The organism is Kribbella sp. NBC_00482 (assembly GCF_036013725.1).
Lineage (GTDB): Bacteria > Actinomycetota > Actinomycetes > Propionibacteriales > Kribbellaceae > Kribbella.
In genome coordinates this window covers 3985693-4004676 of sequence record NZ_CP107881.1, presented here as the reverse complement: position 1 = coordinate 4004676, position 18984 = coordinate 3985693, and the positions used below count along the sequence as shown (strand labels likewise).

General features: G+C 68.0%; 16 protein-coding genes. 7 read left to right on the top strand and 9 right to left on the bottom strand.

What is annotated here, in order from left to right:
* From OHB24_RS19735 to OHB24_RS19720, 4 genes are read right to left on the bottom strand one after another with little or no spacing between them, the layout of a single operon-like run.
* On the bottom strand, positions 1-819 hold the full coding sequence (locus tag OHB24_RS19735; protein ID WP_327640532.1) for a carbohydrate ABC transporter permease: 819 nt from the start codon (positions 817-819) through the stop codon (positions 1-3).
* Positions 816-1715, bottom strand: coding sequence for a carbohydrate ABC transporter permease (locus tag OHB24_RS19730; protein WP_130382403.1), 900 nt, complete (start codon positions 1713-1715; stop codon positions 816-818). Before OHB24_RS19730 ends, OHB24_RS19735 begins: the two co-directional genes overlap by 4 nt.
* A complete protein-coding gene (locus OHB24_RS19725; RefSeq protein WP_327640531.1) occupies positions 1712-2980 on the bottom strand; it encodes an extracellular solute-binding protein in 1269 nt (422 codons plus the stop codon). Before OHB24_RS19725 ends, OHB24_RS19730 begins: the two co-directional genes overlap by 4 nt.
* A gap of 9 nt (positions 2981-2989) precedes the next feature.
* Complete coding sequence (locus OHB24_RS19720; protein ID WP_327640530.1) at positions 2990-4012, bottom strand: LacI family DNA-binding transcriptional regulator; 1023 nt, start codon at positions 4010-4012, stop codon at positions 2990-2992.
* Between the two features lie 276 nt (positions 4013-4288).
* On the opposite strand from OHB24_RS19720, the gene OHB24_RS19715 reads away from it, so the two are divergent.
* The 6 genes from OHB24_RS19715 to OHB24_RS19690 are packed head-to-tail and all read left to right on the top strand — an operon-like array spanning position 4289 to position 10377.
* Positions 4289-5092, top strand: a complete 804-nt coding sequence (locus tag OHB24_RS19715) for an endo alpha-1,4 polygalactosaminidase (protein ID WP_327640529.1) — start codon at positions 4289-4291, stop codon at positions 5090-5092.
* Positions 5093-5125: 33 nt separating this feature from the next.
* The gene (locus OHB24_RS19710) at positions 5126-6424 is read left to right on the top strand and encodes an ABC transporter substrate-binding protein (RefSeq protein WP_327640528.1); all 1299 of its coding nucleotides are present in this window, start codon (positions 5126-5128) and stop codon (positions 6422-6424) included.
* Positions 6424-7347, top strand: coding sequence for a carbohydrate ABC transporter permease (locus tag OHB24_RS19705; RefSeq protein ID WP_327640527.1), 924 nt, complete (start codon positions 6424-6426; stop codon positions 7345-7347). Before OHB24_RS19710 ends, OHB24_RS19705 begins: the two co-directional genes overlap by 1 nt.
* A complete protein-coding gene (locus tag OHB24_RS19700; protein WP_327640526.1) occupies positions 7344-8162 on the top strand; it encodes a carbohydrate ABC transporter permease in 819 nt (272 codons plus the stop codon). Before OHB24_RS19705 ends, OHB24_RS19700 begins: the two co-directional genes overlap by 4 nt.
* A 2-nt stretch (positions 8163-8164) precedes the next feature.
* A complete protein-coding gene (locus tag OHB24_RS19695; protein ID WP_327640525.1) occupies positions 8165-9085 on the top strand; it encodes a carbohydrate kinase family protein in 921 nt (306 codons plus the stop codon).
* The gene (locus tag OHB24_RS19690; RefSeq protein ID WP_327640524.1) at positions 9082-10377 is read left to right on the top strand and encodes an alpha-glucosidase/alpha-galactosidase; all 1296 of its coding nucleotides are present in this window, start codon (positions 9082-9084) and stop codon (positions 10375-10377) included. The genes OHB24_RS19695 and OHB24_RS19690 overlap by 4 nt, the downstream gene beginning before the upstream one ends.
* Here OHB24_RS19690 and OHB24_RS19685 read toward each other — a convergent pair.
* The 3 genes from OHB24_RS19685 to OHB24_RS19675 all read right to left on the bottom strand — a co-directional run bounded on the left by OHB24_RS19685 (position 10341) and on the right by OHB24_RS19675 (position 16288).
* The gene (locus OHB24_RS19685; protein ID WP_327640523.1) at positions 10341-11240 is read right to left on the bottom strand and encodes an NAD(P)H-dependent flavin oxidoreductase; all 900 of its coding nucleotides are present in this window, start codon (positions 11238-11240) and stop codon (positions 10341-10343) included. The genes OHB24_RS19690 and OHB24_RS19685 overlap by 37 nt on opposite strands.
* A 676-nt stretch (positions 11241-11916) precedes the next feature.
* Positions 11917-14889 (bottom strand): preprotein translocase subunit SecA, encoded by a 2973-nt coding sequence (gene secA, locus OHB24_RS19680; protein WP_327640522.1) that lies wholly within the window; start codon positions 14887-14889, stop codon positions 11917-11919.
* A gap of 187 nt (positions 14890-15076) precedes the next feature.
* Positions 15077-16288, bottom strand: a complete 1212-nt coding sequence (locus OHB24_RS19675) for a winged helix-turn-helix domain-containing protein (protein WP_327640521.1) — start codon at positions 16286-16288, stop codon at positions 15077-15079.
* A 235-nt stretch (positions 16289-16523) separates the two neighbouring features.
* Here OHB24_RS19675 and OHB24_RS19670 point away from each other — a divergent pair, with 235 nt between their 5' ends.
* Positions 16524-17339 (top strand): S1 family peptidase, encoded by an 816-nt coding sequence (locus OHB24_RS19670; RefSeq protein WP_327640520.1) that lies wholly within the window; start codon positions 16524-16526, stop codon positions 17337-17339.
* 67 nt (positions 17340-17406) lie between these two features.
* Here the strand turns inward: OHB24_RS19670 and hpf are convergent, their stop codons facing one another.
* Positions 17407-18033, bottom strand: a complete 627-nt coding sequence (gene hpf, locus OHB24_RS19665) for a ribosome hibernation-promoting factor, HPF/YfiA family (protein WP_327640519.1) — start codon at positions 18031-18033, stop codon at positions 17407-17409.
* Positions 18034-18248: 215 nt separating this feature from the next.
* Positions 18249-18953 (bottom strand): ComF family protein, encoded by a 705-nt coding sequence (locus OHB24_RS19660; RefSeq protein ID WP_327640518.1) that lies wholly within the window; start codon positions 18951-18953, stop codon positions 18249-18251.
* Between the last annotated feature and the right edge of the window lie 31 nt (positions 18954-18984).

The window sequence follows — 18984 nt, the reverse complement described above, 5'->3', positions numbered from 1 at the left end:
TTAGCCTTTGACGCCGGACGACAGGTTCGTCGAGATGAAGCGGCGCTGGAAGACGATGAACAAGGTGACCGCAGGCGCGGCCAGCACACACGCGCCCGCGAGCACGGCGCCGAACGGATTCGCGGCCCGCGCCGAGACGGTGGTGAGGTAGTTGGACAGCGAGACCGCGAGCGGCTGCAGGTCCTGCTGCTTGGTGATCAGGAAAGGCCACAGAAACTCGTTCCACGGCCCGATGAACGTGAGCAGTACGCCGGTCAGCAGGGCCGGCCGCACCAGCGGTACGGCGACCCGCCAGAGGATGTTCAGCTCCGACGCCCCGTCGATCCGGGCCGCGTCGAACAGCTCGGCCGGCAACTGCAGGAAATACTGCCGGAAAACGAAGACCGCGGTCGAGTTGATCAGGAACGGCAGGATCATCCCGAGGTAGCTGTCGGCGAGCCCGTAACTGCGCACGATCAGCACGTACAGCGGGATCGTCAGCAACTGGAACGGCACGACCTGGATCAGCAGCATCAGGTTGAACACCAGCCCGCGCCCGCGGAACTGCAACCGTGCCAGCGCGTACCCGGCGAGCACCCCGAAAACGAGCGTCCCGAGGATCACGCCGCCGGTGAAGATCCCGGAGTTGAGCAGCGACCGGCCGAGGTGGATCGCCTGGTTGATCTCGGCGTAGTTGTGACCGGTGAGGTTCCCGGGCGACGGAAACGCCCCGCCGACCGAAGGATCCGGCTCGGCCTGCAACGAGCCGATCAGCATGTAGTAGAAGGGAAACAGGAAGACGAAGGCCCCGATCAGCAGGCCGACGAACTTGAGCTTCACGACTCCTCCTTCCCCACGAAACGCCGTTCGATCAACGCGAGCAACAGCACTCCGATGACAAGCAGCACGCCGATCGCCGAACCCACATCGGGGTTCCCCTGCTCGATCCCGCGCTGGTACATGATCAGAACCGGTGACGCGGAGGCTCCGTCCGGACCGCCGCCTCCGGTCAGCAGATAGGGCTCGGTGAACAGATTCGCGCCGGTCACCGTGGCGAGCAGCACGACGAGCGTCGTCGCCGGCCGGACACCGGGAACTGTCACGTTGAGAAACGACTTCCACCGCCCGGCACCGTCCATCGACGCAGCCTCGTAGAGGTCCTTGGAGACGTTCTGCAGCGCGGCCAGGTAGAGCAGGATGAAGAAGCCGAGCTGTTTCCAGGTGACGTAGATGGCGACCGTCGGCATGGCCAGCGACGAGTTCACCAACCAGGACGGATCAGGCGCGAGCGGACCGAGGACGGAGTTGACCAGGCCGTTGGAGTTGAACAGGAACAGCCAGACCCCGACGACCGCGACCGAGGCCGTCACATACGGGACGTAGTACGAGACCCGGAAGAACGTCCGCCACCGGATCGCCGCGTTCAGCGCGTTCGCGAGCAGCAGCGACAGCACGACGGTCAGCGGAACATTGATCACCAGAAACACCAGAACGTTTCCGAACGCCCGCCGTACCGCTGGATCCGACAGCACCGTCACGTAGTTGTCGAACCCGACGAACGGCCGCTCCACGATCGCCCCCGGCGCCGCGAAGAAGTAGTCGTGGAACGACATGTACACCGCGAACCCGAGCGGATACGCGAACACCGCGGCCAGGAAAACGACGTACGGCGTGACGAACGCGGTCCCGACCGGATGCTCACCGAGAATCCGGCCGAGCGGACCACGCGACCTCATGACTGTTTGGCGAGTTCGTCGACCTTCTGGGCGGCGCCGTCGAGGGCTGAGCCGATGTCTTCCTGGCCGAAGATCACGGACTTGGAGTAGGCGTCGCGGAACGTCTGCCAGATCGTGATCGAGTTCGGCACGTTCGGAACCTCGACGGTCCGGGACGCCTGGTCCGCGAACGTCTTGTAGTCGGGGTTCTTCGCGAAGTAGTCGGCGTACGTCGACGCGACGTCCTTGCGCAGCGGCATCTGTCCGGTCGCGGCCAGGAACTTTCCGTCCTGTTCCTTGCTGGTCGCGAACTTCAGCACGTCCGTCGCGGTCCCGCGGTTCTTGCACGCGGAGTACATCGCGACGTTCTTGGCGTCCGAGAACGTGTGGATCTCGTCAGCCGATTTGCCGGACGACGTCGGCACCGGTACGACGCCCCAGTCGACCTTGCCCTTGTACGTCGCGATCGCCCACGGACCGACCACGGCCATCGCCGACGTGCCGTCCACGAACGCGTCCCCGGTGTACTTCTCGGGCGAGGCGAGCTTGTCGGCGTACATCGTCCGCCAGAACTGCGCGACCTTCTTGCCCTCGTCGGACGCGAACGTCGCCTTGCCGTCGGCAACCAACTGCTTGCCGCCGCTCTCGGCCGCATACAACGGGTAGAAGTCGAACCAGGACTGGTAGAACTCGTTGCTCGGCGCCGGGTAGATCGCGAACTTCGCGGCCTTCGACGCCACCACCTTGCGCGACGCGGCGAGGAACTCGTCGTACGTCTTCAACGAAGGATCGGTGATTCCGGCCTTCGCGAAGATCTTCTTGTTGTAGAAGATCATCACCGGGTTCGACTTCCAGGGCAGCTGGTAGTACTTGCCGTCCGCCGACTTGTACTGCTGCGCGAGATCACCGGACCGCTCCTCGATGTACGACGCGTCCAGCGGCACCAGACCGCCCTGCTTCTGGAACTGCGAGACCGACGCCGGCGAGGTGTTGAAGATCAGGCAGGGCGCGTTCCCCGCGGTGATCGCCGCGCCGATGACCTCCTCCGACGACTTCCCGGTCGGGATCTCCTGGGCGGTGACCTTCTGGTCGGCGTGCTCGGCGTTCCAGGCCGCGACCATCTGCTTGCCCCAGGCCACTTCCTCGGCGTTGTTCGAGTACCAGATCGTGATCGGTCCGCGGGCCTGCGCCGCGGCGTCGGCGTCACCAGCGCCGCCACCGCCGCTCCCGCACGCGGCGAGCGAGCCGGCCAGAACCACGGCCAGCAGTCCAGCTTGCAACTTCATGGGGGCCTCCTAGGCAGGGGGTGCAGCAGTGGAGCGGCGTACGACGAGTTCTGCGGGCGGCAGTTCGACGTCGGGTACGTCGGTGTCGCCGTTGACGACCCGGTTGAGGGTCTGGGCCGCCGTCTCGCCGAAGCGGAACGGGTCGGCGCGGACCGTGGTCAGACCGGGATGCACGTACTCGGCGAGCTCGCTGTCGTCGAAGCCGGCGATGCTCAGGTCGTCCGGCACGGTCAGGCCCGCGGCCTGGGCGGCGCCGAGACCCGCGATCGCCATCCGGTCGTTCGCATAGAAGATCGCGGTCGGGGGCTCCGGCAGCGCGAGCAGCCGCCGGGTGGTCTCGATCCCGCCGGCCGCCGTGAAGTCACCGATCTCGACCGCGACCGGCTCCAGACCGGCAGCGGCCAGCGCCTCGGTGAAGGCCGTGGACCGTGCCGTGGCGTGCACGAACGCGGGCGGACCGGCGACCTGCGCGATCCGGGTGTGCCCGAGCCCGATCAGGTGCTCGACGACCGCCCCCGTGCCCGGCCGGTCGTCGAGGGTTACCGCCGGGAACGGCGACTCGCCGTCCGGACGGTTCAGGGTGACCGCGGGCAGGCCGAGCTCGACCAGCAGGTCGATCCGCGGATCGTCGTGCCGGAGGTCGGACAGGAACACCCCGTCGACCCGCCCGTCCTGCGCGAGCCGCCGGTACCCGTCCTCCTCGGACTCCCCGGCGGTGACCACCTGCAGGACCAGCGCCTGCCCCCGGGTCGACAGCACGCTCTCGACCCCGGCGATGAACGCCGGGAAGAACGGATCCGACGACAGCACGGCCGGGTCCCGGGTGATCACCAGGCCGAGCGCGAACGCCTTCGAGACCGACAGCGACCGCGCGCGGTTGCTCGGCCGCCAGCCGAGCTCGTCGGCGGCCGCGAGGATCTTGTCCACGGTCGACTGCGCCAGCCCGGGGCGCCCGTTGAGCGCGAACGACACCGACCCCTTGGACACGCCGGCCCGGCGCGCCACATCCGCGATCGTCGGCCGTTTCGTCACTCGAGCCTCCAGTTAAACCGGTTTAAGGAGCATTTAAACCGGTTCAAAACACTGCTGTCAAGATCCGGGTGCTTTGCGCAATACCGCAATCTGCGGGCGGTTCCGCGCACTCGTTTGCAGCCGATCGCTTGACGGAGCGGTCGTCACGGCGCTTGACTGGTCGGCAGTGACGCACCCAGCCGGTAGCAGGCCGACGGCCTGAAGTCCGGTTTCCCGGCGCCAGGGCCGTGAGAAAGCCCGAGGCGGGGTCGCGTCCCCGGGACCGATGGAGCAATCGTGTCCAGACTCATCCGCCGCCTGCTGGTAGCAGCCGCGGCCACCGCCCTCGCAGTCACCGCCTCCACCCTCACCCGAAACCCCGCCGACGCGGCCGTCACGCTCCCGCCGGCGCACGCGAAGTTCGACTACCAGATCGGCGGCGCCTACACCCCGCCCGCCGGCGTCCAGGTGGTCACCCGCGACCGGACCGCCGCTCCGGCGGCCGGCCTGTACAACATCTGCTACGTCAACGCCTTCCAGGTCCAGCCCGGCGAACAGGGCCAGTGGGACTCCGACCTGCTGCTCCGCGATGCCAAGGGCAACCTTGTGATCGACGAGGACTGGGGCGAACCGCTGCTCGACTTCCGGACGGCGGACAAGCGGAACCGGATCGCCGCCAAGGTCAACGGCTGGATCGACGGCTGCGCGACCAAGGGCTACAACGCGATCGAGCCTGACAACTACGACAGCTACACCCGCTCGAAGAAGCTGCTCACCGCCGGCCAGGCGAAGGCGTACCTGACCCTGCTGGCCACCCACGCACACAGCAAGAGCCTCGCCATCGGCCAGAAGAACACGGTCGAACTGGCCGGTGACCGAGCCACGGTCGGCCTGGACTTCGCGGTCGCCGAGGAATGCGGCCAGTACGACGAGTGCGGTGACTACGTGGATGCCTTCGGCAACAACGTGATCGTGATCGAGTACACCGACAGCGGCCGGCGTACGGCGTGTTCGCAGTACGGCGGAACGCTCTCGATCGTGCAGCGCGATGTGGACGTCTCCGTCCCGGGCGACTCCGGGTACGTCCGCAAGACCTGCTGAAACTCCTTTCCTCCAACCTTTCTGGAGACCGTCATGTCTCAGCATGCTCGAAACCTGTCCCGTCGTGACATCCTCCGCGCGGCCGGTGCCGTCGCGGCCGTGAGCACCCTTGGTGCCTGCGGTAAGAAGGAGGATCAGGGGGCCGACGCCAACGGTGTCGTGACGCTCGACCTCTGGCACGGCCAGGTGGATCTCGGCAAGGCCGCGATCGACTCCCTGATCACCGCGTTCAACCAGTCGCACCCGAAGATCAAGGTGGTCGGCGGCGGTGGCGGAGTCACCGCGGACAGCATGCTGCAGAAGGTCACCGCGGGTCTGGCGGCGGGGTCCTACCCGGATATCGCGTACATCTTCGGGTCGGACCTCGCCAGCCTGACCAAGAGTCCCAAGGTCGCCGACCTCACCGGTCAATTGAAGATCGACGACTACTGGCCGGCCGCGAAGGACGCGGTCAGTGTGAAGGGCAAGGTGCGGGCGGCGCCGGCGCTGCTCGACTCGCTGTGCGTGGTCTACAACAAGAAGCTGTTCGCGGCCGCCGGTGTGGCCCCGCCGAAGGCCGGCTGGACCTGGGACGATTTCGTTGCCGCGTCCAAACAACTCACCAACCCGGCCAAGGGAATCTTCGGCACCGGGTGGCCGGGCGTCGGCGATGAGGACACGGTCTGGCGGATCTGGCCGATGATCTGGGACCTCGGCGGCGACGTGGTCAGCGGCGACGGCAAGAAGGTCGGGTTCGACTCGGTCGGCACGAAGGCCCTGGAAACGCTGGACCGGCTACGCACCGACAAGTCGCTGTACGTCGACCCGAAGCCGGGCAGCGAGCAGCTGTACCAGGTGTTCCTCGGCGGCCGGATGGGAATGGTTGCCACCGGCCCCTGGCAGCTCCCCGAACTGAAGGACAACGGCCTCGAGTACGGCGTGGTGCCGCTGCCGTCGTACTCCGGGAAGCCGATGACGATCTCGGGGCCGGACACCTGGACGATCTTCGACAACGGCAAGGCCAAGGTGAAGGCGGCCACCGAGTTCGTCACCTGGCTGGCCGACCCGGCGCAGGACATCCAGTGGGACATCAAGGGCGGTAGCCTGCCGATCACCAAGGCGACGGCCGAGTTGCCGCAATGGAAGAAGCACTCGACGGAGACGAACGGGCTCGAGGTGTTCGTGACGGCCCTCGACACCGCGAAGGTGCGGCCGACGATCTCGACGTACCCGCAGATCTCGGAGCACATGGGTCAGGCGATCGCCGCCGTACTGCTCGGGAAGCAGAGTCCCGCGGATGCGTTGAAGCAGGCCGTGGACCAGTGCAACCAGGTACTGGCGGTGCCGAACTGATGGCCAGTGTGGTCGGGACGTTCACCGTCGATCCGCGGTCGCGGGCGGCCAAGCGGCGGGCTCGTGGTGAAGGTGCGACCGGGTGGGCCTTCGTCAGTCCGTCGGTGGTGATCATTCTCGGGCTGAGCGTCGTACCGGTGCTGTGGTCGTTGCTGTTGTCGTTCCAGGTCAACGATCTGGTGTCGCCGAGCGAGTGGGTCGGGCTGGCCAACTACAAGGCGCTGGTGAAGGACCCGGCGTTCGGGTCCGCGGTCTCGCACACGCTGATCTACACGGCGCTGTACGTGCCGTTGGCCGTGGTCGCCGGGCTGGGGATCGCGATCGCGCTGGACCGGAAGATCGCGCTGATCGGGCTGTACCGGACGTTGGTGTTCGTGCCGTTCGTAGTGTCGGCGGCGGCGCAGGGCGTGTTGTTCTCGTTCGTGCTCGACCCGGAATTCGGGGTCGCGAACTCGTTGCTGCACAAGCTCGGGCTGCCTGCGCAGGGGTTCTTCAGCGATCCGGGTCAGGCGCTGTATCTGCTGGTCGCGATCTCTTTGTGGAGCGGCACAGGGTTCTGCGTGATCGTCTATCTCGCCGGCCTGCAAGGGGTTTCTACCGATCTGGTCGAGGCGGCGCGGATCGACGGCGCCGGTCGTTGGGGCGTACTGCGGCACGTGACGCTGCCCGCGCTGGCACCGGTGACGATCTTCCTGCTGCTGTTCCAGACCATCAACGCGTTGCAGGTGTTCGACCTGGTGTTCGTCACCACGAAGGGCGGACCGCTCGGGTCGACGACGGTGATCGTGTACTTCATCTGGGAGAAGGCGTTCAAGACGTTCACGGCCGGCTACAGCGCGGCAGCGGCGTACACGCTGGCCGTCGCGTTGCTGGTAGTCGGCGCCGCCTTGCAGATCTACCGGCGGAAGGTGGCTGCTCGATGAAGAGGCTGCCTTTCAGCGGTTGGCATCTGGTACTCGCGCCGCTGGCGTTGCTGTTCGCGTTGCCGCTGGTGTGGCTGCTGGTCAGCTCGGTGATGAGCAACGCGGAAATCAACCGTTTTCCGCCGGCGCTGTGGCCGCACGGGATCAAGCTCGACGGCTACCGGTACGTGCTCGGAAACGCGTTGTTTCCGCGCTGGTTCCTGAATTCCTTCATCGTTTCCGCGGTGGCGGTGACGGCGAACCTGGTGCTCGGGTCGCTCGGCGGGTACGCGTTCGCGCGGATCCGGTTCGCCGGGTCGAAGCTCGTCCTCGGGCTGATGCTGGCCACGATGGTCATCCCTTTCCAGCTGACGATGATCCCGACGTTCCTGGTGATGAAGCACCTCGGCCTGATCGACACGCTCGGCGCGCTGATCGTGCCGTCCCTGGTGACACCGCTTTCCGTGTTCCTGTTCCGGCAGTTCTTCGTCTCGCTCCCCCGCGAGCTCGAGGAGGCCGCCTGGATCGACGGCTGCGGGCGGCTCCGGATCCTCGTGTCGATCGTGCTGCCGCTCGCGCGGCCTGCGTTGAGCACGGTCGCCGTACTGACGTTCCTCGCCACCTGGAACGACCTGACCTGGCCGTTGATCGCGATCAACAGCGACTCCACCTACACCCTCCAGCTGGGACTCACGACGTTCCAGGGACAGCACCACACCCAGTGGTCCGCCGTCATGGCCGGCAACGTCATCACCGTGCTGCCCGTCCTGCTGGGGTTCCTCCTGGCCCAGAAGGCATTCATCCGCTCCCTGGCCTCCACCGGAATCAAAGGCTGACTATGGACCTCCTTGTCATTGGCGACGCCAACCCTGATGTGGTGATCGGGCCGGTTGACCAACCGATCCTGTTCGGCCAGCGGGAGCGGCTGGTGCCGACCGGATCGCTCGTGCTCGGCGGCTCCGCGTCGATCATGGCGTGCGGCGCCGCCCGGCTCGGGCTCAGCGTCGCGTTCGCCGGTCGCGTCGGCGACGACCCCGCGGGCGACTTCGTCCGTACGTCGCTGGCCGACCGGGGCGTGAACGTCGACGCGCTGGTGGTCGACCCTTCGCTGCCCACGCCTCTCACCACGATCCTCACCTCGGGCGACGATCGCGCGATCCTCACGTCTCCGGGCTGTCTGCCCAGCACGACCGCGGACGACGTACCGCTGGAGCTGGTGCGGTCGGTGCGGCACGTCCATGCGGCGTCGTTCTACCTGTTGCCGGCGTTGGCGGCCGGGCTCGCCGGGATCTTCAAGGAAGCGAAGGCGGCGAAGGCGACCACGTCGCTGGATCCGAACGACGATCCCACCGGGCGCTGGGACCGGTCGGTCCTCGACCCGATCCTTCGGGTCACCGACTACTTCCTCCCCAACGCCGCCGAGGCCCTGGCCCTGACCGGCCACCACCAGGTCGAGGACGCCGCCGGCATCCTCGCCCGCCGCGGCCCGCTCGTCGTGGTCAAGAACGGCGTCGACGGCGCGATCGCCCACACCGGGTCGAAGGTCGTCACCGCACCGGCACTCAAGGTGGACATGATCGACGCCGTCGGAGCAGGCGACAGCTTCGACGCCGGCTGGGTGGCCGCCGTACTCAACGGATCCCGCCCCGACCGCGCCCTCGCGATCGCCGCCGCGTGCGGTTCGCTCTCAACCCGCGCTGCAGGCGGTACGGCCGCACAACCCGACTGGGACGAGGTATTGGAAAGCGTGACGTCATGACCAGGATTGCGTTCATCGGTGCCGGCAGCGTGGTGTTCACGCAGGGGCTGCTCGCCGACCTGTTCGCGCTCGAGCTCGGGCCGTTGCAGATCGCTCTGCACGACATCGACCCCGAGCGGCTCGAGACGGCTGCAGCCGCGGCGTCGTACATCGCTCGGGAGCGTGGCGTCGTACCGCAGATCAGCAAGCATCTCGAGCGCCGGGCCGCGTTGGACGGGGCCGACTTCGTCATCAACATCGTGCAGGTCGGGATGAACGCGGCGACCCACGCCGACTTCGAAATCCCCGCCCGGTACGGGATCCGGCAGACGATCGGCGACACCCTCGGCGTCGGCGGCGTGTTCCGCGCGCTCCGGACCTTCCCGGTACTGCGGGGGCTCGCGAAGGACATCGCCGACGTCTGCCCGGACGCGTGGCTGCTCAACTACACCAACCCGATGGTGATGAACGTCTGGTACCTCAAGGCGCTCGGGGTCCGCAACGTCGTCGGGCTCTGCCACTCGGTGTACTGGACGATGCACGGACTGTCCGAGCTGGTCGGCGTACCGTACGACGACGTCACCTACCTGGCCGCCGGCGTGAACCATCAGTCGTGGGTACTGCGGTTCGAGCGCGGAGCCGAGAACCTGTACGACCGGTTGGACGAGGCGATCGCGGCGGATCCGGAGCTGCTGCGCCGGGTCCGGGTCGACATGTACCGGCGGCTCGGGTTCTACCCGACCGAGACGAGCGAACACTCGTCGGAGTACGTGCCGTGGTACCTCGGGCACGCCCGCGAGATCGAGCGGCTGCGGCTGCCGATCGGGGCGTACCTCGACATCGTCGCCGAGAATCTCGCGTCGTACGAGCAGACCCGCAACGCGTTGAAGGCGGGCGAGCCGGTCGAGGTCGACCCCACGATGGAGTACGCCCCGCAGATCATCCACAGCATCGTCACGGGCACGCCCCGGACGGTCTACGGGAACGTGCCGAACACCGGCCTGATCTCCAACCTGCAATCCGGAGCTGTCGTCGAGGTCCCTTGTCTGGTGGACGCATCCGGCGTCCGGCCGACCGCGGTCGGCGCACTCCCGGCGCAGTGCGCGGCGCTCAACCGCTCGTACCTGAACGTGGCCGAACTCGCCGTACAGGCGGCGATCGAGGAGGATCCGCGCGCGATCCGCCAAGCCGTCATGGTCGACCCGGCAACAGCGGCCGCACTACCGGTCGAGCAGATCTGGGAGCTCTGCAACGACCTCGTGCTTGCTCACCGCAACTACTTGGACCCGTCGTTGAGGGCGGCGCTCAAGTAGTCGCGGTACGTCGCGAAACCGGCAAGGACCTCGGCCGCGGTCGGCTGACCGGTCAGTGCGCCGACGCCCTGGCCCGCGTAGATCGACGCGCGGGCCGGGTCGGCGGCCCCTTCGACCCAGAGGTCATGCGCCGAGTCCTTGGTCTTCAGTTCCTCCTCATGTCCTTCCCACGTGTCGAAGAAGGCGTTGCGGAGGGCTCGGCCGCCGAACTCGTCCGGCCAGCCTGCGCGCGAGGCGGCGTCGAACACCGTGCCGTAGACGGTCTCGGTCTCGTCCGCCTCGATGATCCGCTGCCGGGCCGGTTCTTTCGTCTGCGCCTCGACGCAGGTGAGGAACGCCGTACCGATCCATCCGCCGGCGGCACCGGCGGCCATCACGGCAGCCAGTCCGCGTGGGCCGGAGATCCCGCCACCCGCGAGTACGGGCAGGTCGGTCGCGTCGAGGATCGCCTGCAGCAATGGGAGGGTGGCGACGGCGTTCCGCCCGTGGCCGCCTGCTTCGGCGCCCCGGGCAACGATCACGTCCACGCCGGCGTTCACAGCCTCGCGGGCATCGGCGAGCGTGCCGGCCTGCGTCGCGACCACGATCCCGGCGTCCTGCAGCGGGCCGACGTACGGCGTGTAGTCCCCGAAGCTCAACGACACGAGCGCGGGCCGCAGCTCCAGCACCGCTTCCAGGTGCTCGGGATGATCCTTCACCGACCACGCCATCAACCCGATCCCGTACCGCGTCCCGCCCGCCGCGGCGATCGCTCCCTCGGTCCGGATCCAGTCAGCCGTGACAGCCGAGCCCGCCCCGAGCATCCCCAACCCACCAGCCGCAGAGATCGCCGCCGTCAGCTCCCCGCCGCTCACATTCGCCATCGGCGCCCCAACCACCGGCACCCCAACCCCAAACCTCTCCCGCAGCCACATACCCCAAGCGCACCACACCCCGCCCCGGCCCGCCATGGCCGGCACCACACCCCACGTCCGAGGAGCAGTACCCCGGCCTCTCGGTCTCGCACTACCGCCTGCTCGAACTGATCCCGCCCGACGGCGCCCGGATCACCGACCGGGTCGGCCCGGCTAGGAAACGCAGACCGGTCACGCCTTCGGCGGCTGCCTGTCGGCCGGCTCCGCCGGCGCGCGGGATGTGTTGCTGAGCGGAGGTGCTGGCGGGCGGATGTGCCGCTCGGCTCCGCGGCCTAGCAGGCTGTTTGCGGAACAAATGTCGCACCCGCAGTACCGGACTGGATCGCACTGGGCACAGGCAATGGTGTCTGGCGACAGGCTATTACCCGTTCGCAGCCCCCGCCGGGTGTCCCCGGTGCGCGGGCGGTATGCGGAGCAAATGTTGCACCTGGTGGCAGAAATGTTCCGGAGTACCCGACTGGATCGGACTGGAGACAGGCGAACGGGTGTGGGGACAGGCTATTGCTTGTTCCCGGACCCCGCTGGGTGTCCCCGGCGCGGGCGGTGGTGTTGATGTAGAGCGGTCACCCACCCTACGTGAAACGGCCGGCTCCCCGAGGGGAACCGGCCGTCCAGTAGATGGTGCTCAGAACTTGTAGACGTCCGACTGGGGGTCGCCGTGGCAGCGCTTGTACTTCTTGCCGGAGCCGCACGGGCAGGCGGCGTTGCGCGGCGTACCGGCGTACTCCAGGGTGCCGTCCTCGACGGCGTCCTGGTGCATCGCGACCTCGTCGTCACCGTCGATCGTCGGCGCCGAGTACGTCAGCCGCTGCGGACGGGGCTCGTTGGTGAGGCCCTTCGCCCGCAGGCGCGGCGTGTCCCGCGGCCGCTGGGTGTCCTGCGGCCGCTCTTCGTCGTCCCCGCCGGCGAGCTCGGCGACCGCCGCGCCCGAGGAGAGGATGTCCTGGATCGAGCGGCCCTCGAGGCGGTCCTCATCCGCGAGCGCCGCCTCTCCTGCGAGCTCCATCTCGGCACGCATCGCCTCCACGTCCACCTCGACGTTGAAGATGAAGCCGACCGACTCCTCCTTGATGGACTCCATCATCGAGGCGAACATGTCGTAACCCTCGCGCTGGTACTCGACCAGCGGGTCGCGCTGCGCCATCGCCCGCAAGCCGATGCCCTCCCGCAGGTAGTCCATCTCGTAGAGGTGCTCGCGCCACTTGCGGTCCAGCACGCTCAGTACGACGCGCCGCTCCAGCTCGCGCATCGCTTCCTCGCCGAGCAGTTCCTCACGCCGGTCGTACGCCGTGGTCGCGTCCTCGAGGAACCGCTCGACCAGGAAGTCCTGGGTCAGGCCCGACTTCTCGCCGCCGGCCTCCTCGATCAGCTCTTCCTCGGTGAGCTCCGACTGGTACAGCGTCTTCATCGCGGTGAACAGCGCGTCCAGGTCCCAGTCCTCGGCGAACCCGTCCGCGGTCGCGCCCTGCACGTACCCGGTGACGGTCTCCTCGAGCATGTCCTGCACCTGGTCGCGCAGGTCGGCGCCCTCGAGCACGCGGCGGCGCTCGTCGTACACGACGTGCCGCTGACGGTTCATCACGTCGTCGTACTTGAGGATGTTCTTCCGGGTCTCGAAGTTCTGCGCCTCGACCTGACCCTGCGCCGACGCGATCGCCTTCGTGACGACCTTGTTCTCCAGCGGCTGGCTGTCGTCGTTGTTCCGCGACATCGCCCAGTCGACCATCTCGCGCTTGAACAGGCGCATCAGGTCGTCCTCGAGCGACAGGTAGAACCGGGACTTGCCCGGGTCGCCCTGCCGGCCGGCGCGACCGCGCAGCTGGTTGTCGATCCGGCGGGACTCGTGCCGCTCGGTGCCGAGGACGTAGAGGCCGCCGAGCTCGCGAACCTCTTCCTGCTCCTCCTTCACCTGCTTCTCGAACTGCTCCAGCACCGACGGGTACTCCGCCTCGTACTCCTCGATGGCCTCCGCCGGGTCGAGGCCGCGGGCGCGCAGCTCCTTGTCGGCGAGGAACTCCGGGTTCCCGCCGAGGATGATGTCGGTACCACGACCGGCCATGTTGGTGGCCACCGTGACCGCGCCCTTGCGGCCGGCCTCGGCAACGATCGCCGCCTCACGCGCGTGCTGCTTCGCGTTCAGCACCTCGTGCTTGATGTTCTCCTTGAGCAGCTGCCGGGACAGCCGCTCGGACTTCTCCACCGACGTGGTGCCGACCAGGATCGGCTGCCCGGCCCCGTGCGCGTCGACGATGTCCTTGACCACCGCGTCGAACTTGGCGTCCTCGGTGCGGAAGATCAGGTCCCGCTCCTCGACCCGGATCATCGGCTTGTTGGTCGGGATCGGGACGACGCCGAGCTTGTAGACCTTGGAGAACTCGTTCGCCTCGGTCATCGCCGTACCGGTCATGCCGGCCAGCTTGCCGTAGAGGCGGAAGTAGTTCTGCAGCGTGATCGTCGCGAGGGTCTGGTACTCCTCCTTGATCTCGACGCCTTCCTTGGCCTCGATCGCCTGGTGCAGACCCTCGTTGTAGCGGCGGCCGTGCAGCGTCCGGCCGGTGTGCTCGTCGACGATCAGGACCTCGCCGTCGTCGACCACCACGTAGTCCTTGTCCCGGTGGAACAGGTCCTTGGCCTTCAGCGCGTTGTTCAGGTAGCTGATCAGCGGGGTGTTGGCCGACTCGTACAGGTTGTCGATGCCGAGCCGGTCCTCGACCTTCTCGATCCCGCGCTCGAGGATCGCGACCGTACGCTTCTTCTCGTCCACGTCGTAGTCGGCGACCCGGCGCTTGGTCTCGTCGATCTCCAGGTCGGTGATCCGCGGGTTCTTCCGCTTCAGCTCCGCCTCGTCGGCCAGCGTCCAGGCCTTCAGCGAGTTCGCGATCCGGGCCATCTCGACGTACCAGCGCTGGCTGTCCTCGGCCGGGCCGGAGATGATCAGCGGGGTCCGGGCCTCGTCGACCAGGATCGAGTCCACCTCGTCCACGATCGCGTAGTTGTGCTCGCGCTGGACGCAGTCCTCGATGCTGCCCGCCATGTTGTCGCGCAGGTAGTCGAAGCCGAACTCGTTGTTGGTGCCGTAGGTGATGTCCTTGGCGTAGGCGATCCGGCGCTCGGCCGGGGTCATCTCCGGCAGGATCACGCCGTAGTCGAGGCCGAGGAAGTGGTACACCCGGCCCATCCACTCGGCCTGGTACTTGGCCAGGTAGTCGTTCACCGTGACCACGTGCACGCCCTTGCCGGACAGCGCGTTCAGGTACGTCGGGAGGGTGCCGACCAGGGTCTTGCCCTCACCGGTCTTCATCTCCGCGATGTTGCCCAGGTGCAGCGCAGCCCCACCCATGATCTGGACGTCGTAGTGCCGCTGGTGCAGCGTCCGCTTGGCGGCCTCCCGGACCACCGCGAAGGCCTCCGGGAGCAGCGCGTCCAGGGATTCCCCGTTCTCGTGACGCTCCTTGAACTCCGCGGTCTGCGCGCGCAGCTCCTCGTCGGTCATGTTGACGAAGTCGTCCTCGATGGAGTTGACCATCTTCGCGATGCCCTGCAACTGGCGGATGATCTTGCCTTCGCCGATCCGCAGGACCTTGTCGACAACCTTCATGGTGGGGAGTTCACTCCTTGCTGCTGAAGCCTGGGTTGCGGCCGAACGCCGACAGGGCACGACCGACCCACCGGGAAGGCGTGCGACCCCCATCGTACGGGGCCGGGTGTGCCAAGCCACGCCCGCAGCGTGCCTCGAGCCCTACCTCACCCACGTCCGGGCGGCCCTGAAAGTTCCCAGCCGGTCCTCAGGAACCGCGCAGAGCGTCACTGAGCGCTGGCGACAGGTCACCGCCGCCGGCTACCCGGACCTGGTCCAGCCCGAGCCACCCGGCGAGCTGGACGAGCTCGGCAGCCAGCTCGTCGGCGGTCTCCACAGGCGCTTTCGGCTCCGCGTGCGCCGACTGGACCAGCAGCACGCCGCCGGGGCGGTCGGCCTTGAGATCGACCCGGGCGACCAGCCGGTCCCCGAGCAGGAAGGGCAGCACGTAGTACCCGTGGACGCGTTTCTCCGCCGGGACGTAGATCTCGATCCGGTACCGGAAGTCGAAGAGGACTTCGGTCCGGGTGCGCTCGTACACCAGCGAGTCGAACGGGCTGACCAGAGCCCGCGTGTTCACCCGGCGCGGCAGCCGCGCGTCGCGGTGCAGGTACGCCGGGCGCTTCCAGCCTTCGATCCGGACCGGGAGCAGCTCACCCTCCTCGACCAGCTCGGAGATCGCCTGCTGCGTCGGCGCGGGCGCGGTCCGGAAGTAGTCCCGCAGGCACTGCGCGGTGGCGACCCCGTGAGCCCGGGCCGCGATCGACACCAGCCCGCGGTGCGCCTCGTCGAGCGTCGGGGTCGGCGTCTCGACGACCGCGCGGGGCAGCACCCGCTCGGGTACGTCGTACAGCCGCTCGAACTGCTGGTTGCGCCGGGCGACCGTGATCTCGCCGGCGAAGAACAGGAACTCGAGGGCACGCTTCACGTCGGACCAGTTCCAGCCCCAGTTGTCCCTGGCCCGCTCGACATCGTCGTCGATCTGGCGGGCGGTCAGCGGGCCGTGGTTCCGGACGTCGGAGAGCACCTGCTTGATCAGGTCCGGCCGCTCCTTCGCGATCGACCGCGGCCCGCCCCACGCCTCGGTCGTCGCGCGGGCCATCCGCCAGCGCATCAGCGGGTGCGTCTCGACCGGGATCAGGGACGCCTCGTGCGCCCAGTACTCCACCAGGCGGCGCGGGGCCTTCCCGGACGCGCGGTCCAGCAGATCGCGCGGGTACGGACCGAGGCGGGAGTAGAGCGGCAGGTACTGCGTCCTGCTCAGCACGTTGACCGAGTCGATCTGGATCAGCCCGATCCGCCCCAGCACCCGAGTGAGGGCCCGCACGTCCGGAACGCCCCTCGGCCGCGGGTCCAAGAACCCCTGCGCCGCCAGCGCGACCCGCCGCGCCTGCCCTCTAGACAGCACCTCTCCACTCATGCCCCGCATTCTGCCGCCCTCCACCGACAGTCCACCCCAACTTTGAGAAGCCACCAGTCACTTGCGCGGCCGAAAAGTGGTCGGTGGCTTCTCAAAGTTGGCTTGGGAGGGGTGCGGTGGAGGTGGGGCATAACTCTGGCGTTACCCAAAGTGGGAGGTGTGCTACGGATGGTGTTCGGGGGAACCTGCGAGGAGGCCGTCCGCCCGTGCGGCCCCTATCACCCTGGAGTGAGGCATGACAGGAAAGAAGCATGCGGTCCGCGCTGCCCTCGCGGCCGGCGTACTGGCCGCGGCGTCCCTCGGTGCGGTGGCCGTAGCAGGCTCGGCGTCGGCCGCGCAGTCGCCCGATGGACCCAAGACCCGGATCGTGGGCGGCACCATCGCGCACACCGCCGACACCCCGTGGGCCATCCAGCTCTCGAACAGCGGCTCCCCCGACCCGACCGGTGAGTACTGCGGCTCGACGCTGGTAGCAGCGAACAAGATCGTCACCGCGGCGCACTGCTCGACCGAGGCCGCGTCGACCTACACCGCCATTCAGGGCCGCGACGACCTGAGCGACACGTCCACCGGCAAGGAATCCAAGATCACCAGCATCTGGGTGGACCCGGAGTACGGCAAGTCGCCCGGCCACGACGTGGCCGTGATGACGCTGGCCACCCCGTTCGACGGCGTACCGACGCTGCCGTTGGAGACCGACAAGGCGGCCGACGCGGCCGGCGCGGCGTCGATCGTCTACGGCTGGGGCGAGACCGAGGGCACCGGCCCGGCCGCCACGTTCCAGAAGGTCGACGTACCGGTGCTGGGCGACGCGTACTGCGAGAAGGCGTACGCGAGCGAGGGCTACGCCGCCGACGGCGAGATCTGCGCCGGGTACGAGGAAGGCGGCAAGGACTCCTGCCAGGGCGACTCCGGTGGCCCGCTGGTCCTGAACGGCCGCCTGTTCGGTGTCGTGTCGTGGGGCATCGGCTGCGCGGACGCCGGCAACCCGGGCGTGTACGCCGAGGTCGCGACCTACGCCGCCGAACTGCAACAGCAGATCGACAGCTGACCTGAGGCGGGACAGCGAAGGGGCCGGGCGGTTCGCCCGGCCCCTTCGTCGTGCACCTCCTGAGGTCTCAGACGGCCAGCCGGATCACGCCGTAGTCGTAGCCGCGACGGCGGTAGACGACGCTGGGCTGGTTCTCGTCGGCATCGACGAACAGGTAGAAGTCGTGCCCGACCAGTTCGAGCTCGTAGAGCGCCTGGTCCAGGGTCATCGGCTTGGCGGTGTGGGTCTTCTCGCGCATCACCAGCGGTCCGTCGCCGGTGACCAGGAGAGATCCGTACTTGTGCGTCGCCACCTCGTCCTCGGCGACTGGTTCCTCCACTACAGGTGCGTTGCCGTTGAGCGGCTGCTTCGCGTTCACGTGCCGCAGGCCTTCCGGCGAACGCTCACCACGGTGCACACGACGCCGGTCGGCCGCCTTGCGGACCTGGGACCGGAGCCGGTCCAGGCAGACGTCGAACGCTGCCTGCTTGGTCTCCCCGCACGCCTCTGCGCGGACCACCGGACCCTTGGTGTACATGGTGAGCTCGACACGCATCGCCCGATCGTGCTGTCGCGGGTTCTTCTCCTGGCTGACTTCCACCTCGCACCGCAGTACCCGGTGATCGACCTTCTCGATCCGCTCGAGTTTTTCCTCGACGTACTGCCGGAAGCGGTCACTGACCTCGCAGTGATGACCCTTGACAACGACGTCCACGGAAACCTCCATCGATCGGCGACTCTTTTACGTGTTCGGACCCCCGTGCTCGTGGTGACGGTGCCCGAAACGAGAACACCCGCTGTCGAACCCGTCGGACCTCGTGGCGAGGAATCCGGCTGATCCGGTCCTCCACCACTCCACTGCCCGACAAGCCCTAGCGGGTGTCATAAGCCAACGCTAGTCGGCTTCGGCGAAAACCGGTAGAGAAGTTCTCATGAACCAGACGTCCGGTGTCGCGAGGTCGCCGCGAGCAGCGCACAGCCGAGGACCTGGATTCCCCGGGTTTCCAAGGCGCGGCAGGCCTCGGTGAGCGTGGATCCGGTGGTGATCACGTCGTCGACCAGCAGGACCGGTTGACCGATCAGCGTTTCAGCCCAGCGCGAACGCAGCCCGAACGCCCCGTCCAGGTTCGCGGTACGGCGTTCCGCGGACAGCCCGGCCTGGTCGTCGGGACGTCCCACGACCCGCAGCGCGTCGGCCGTCCGGGCGTCGATTCCCTGTCTGCGCAGGGATCTGACGGCAGCCTTCGTAATCCGCCCGAGCGGATCGTGCCCGCGCTTGCGGACCGTTGCCCGAGGCGACGGCACCGGACACACCCACGCTGCCCGGCGCTGCTCGAGAGCCGCCCGTACGGCGTTCGCCAGCAGCTCACCGAGGGGCCTGGCAAGGGCGTACCGGGCGTGCTCCTTGTGCGCGAGGATCAGGTTGCGGAGCTCCCCGGCGTACGGCGCGGCGGCGGTCGGGGGCGCCAGACCGGGCGGACTCGGGTCCGGCCATGCACGGAACGGAGTCAGACCGGTCAGTAGCCGACGGCAACCACCACAGAGAGTGACGCCGGGCCGCGTGCAGCCCGCGCACCGCCCGCCGAGCACCAGGTCCACGAACCCGTCCCACCCGCGCACCACCTCACGGTCCACGATCCGCAGCGGCCCCCGCAACCGCGGGAGC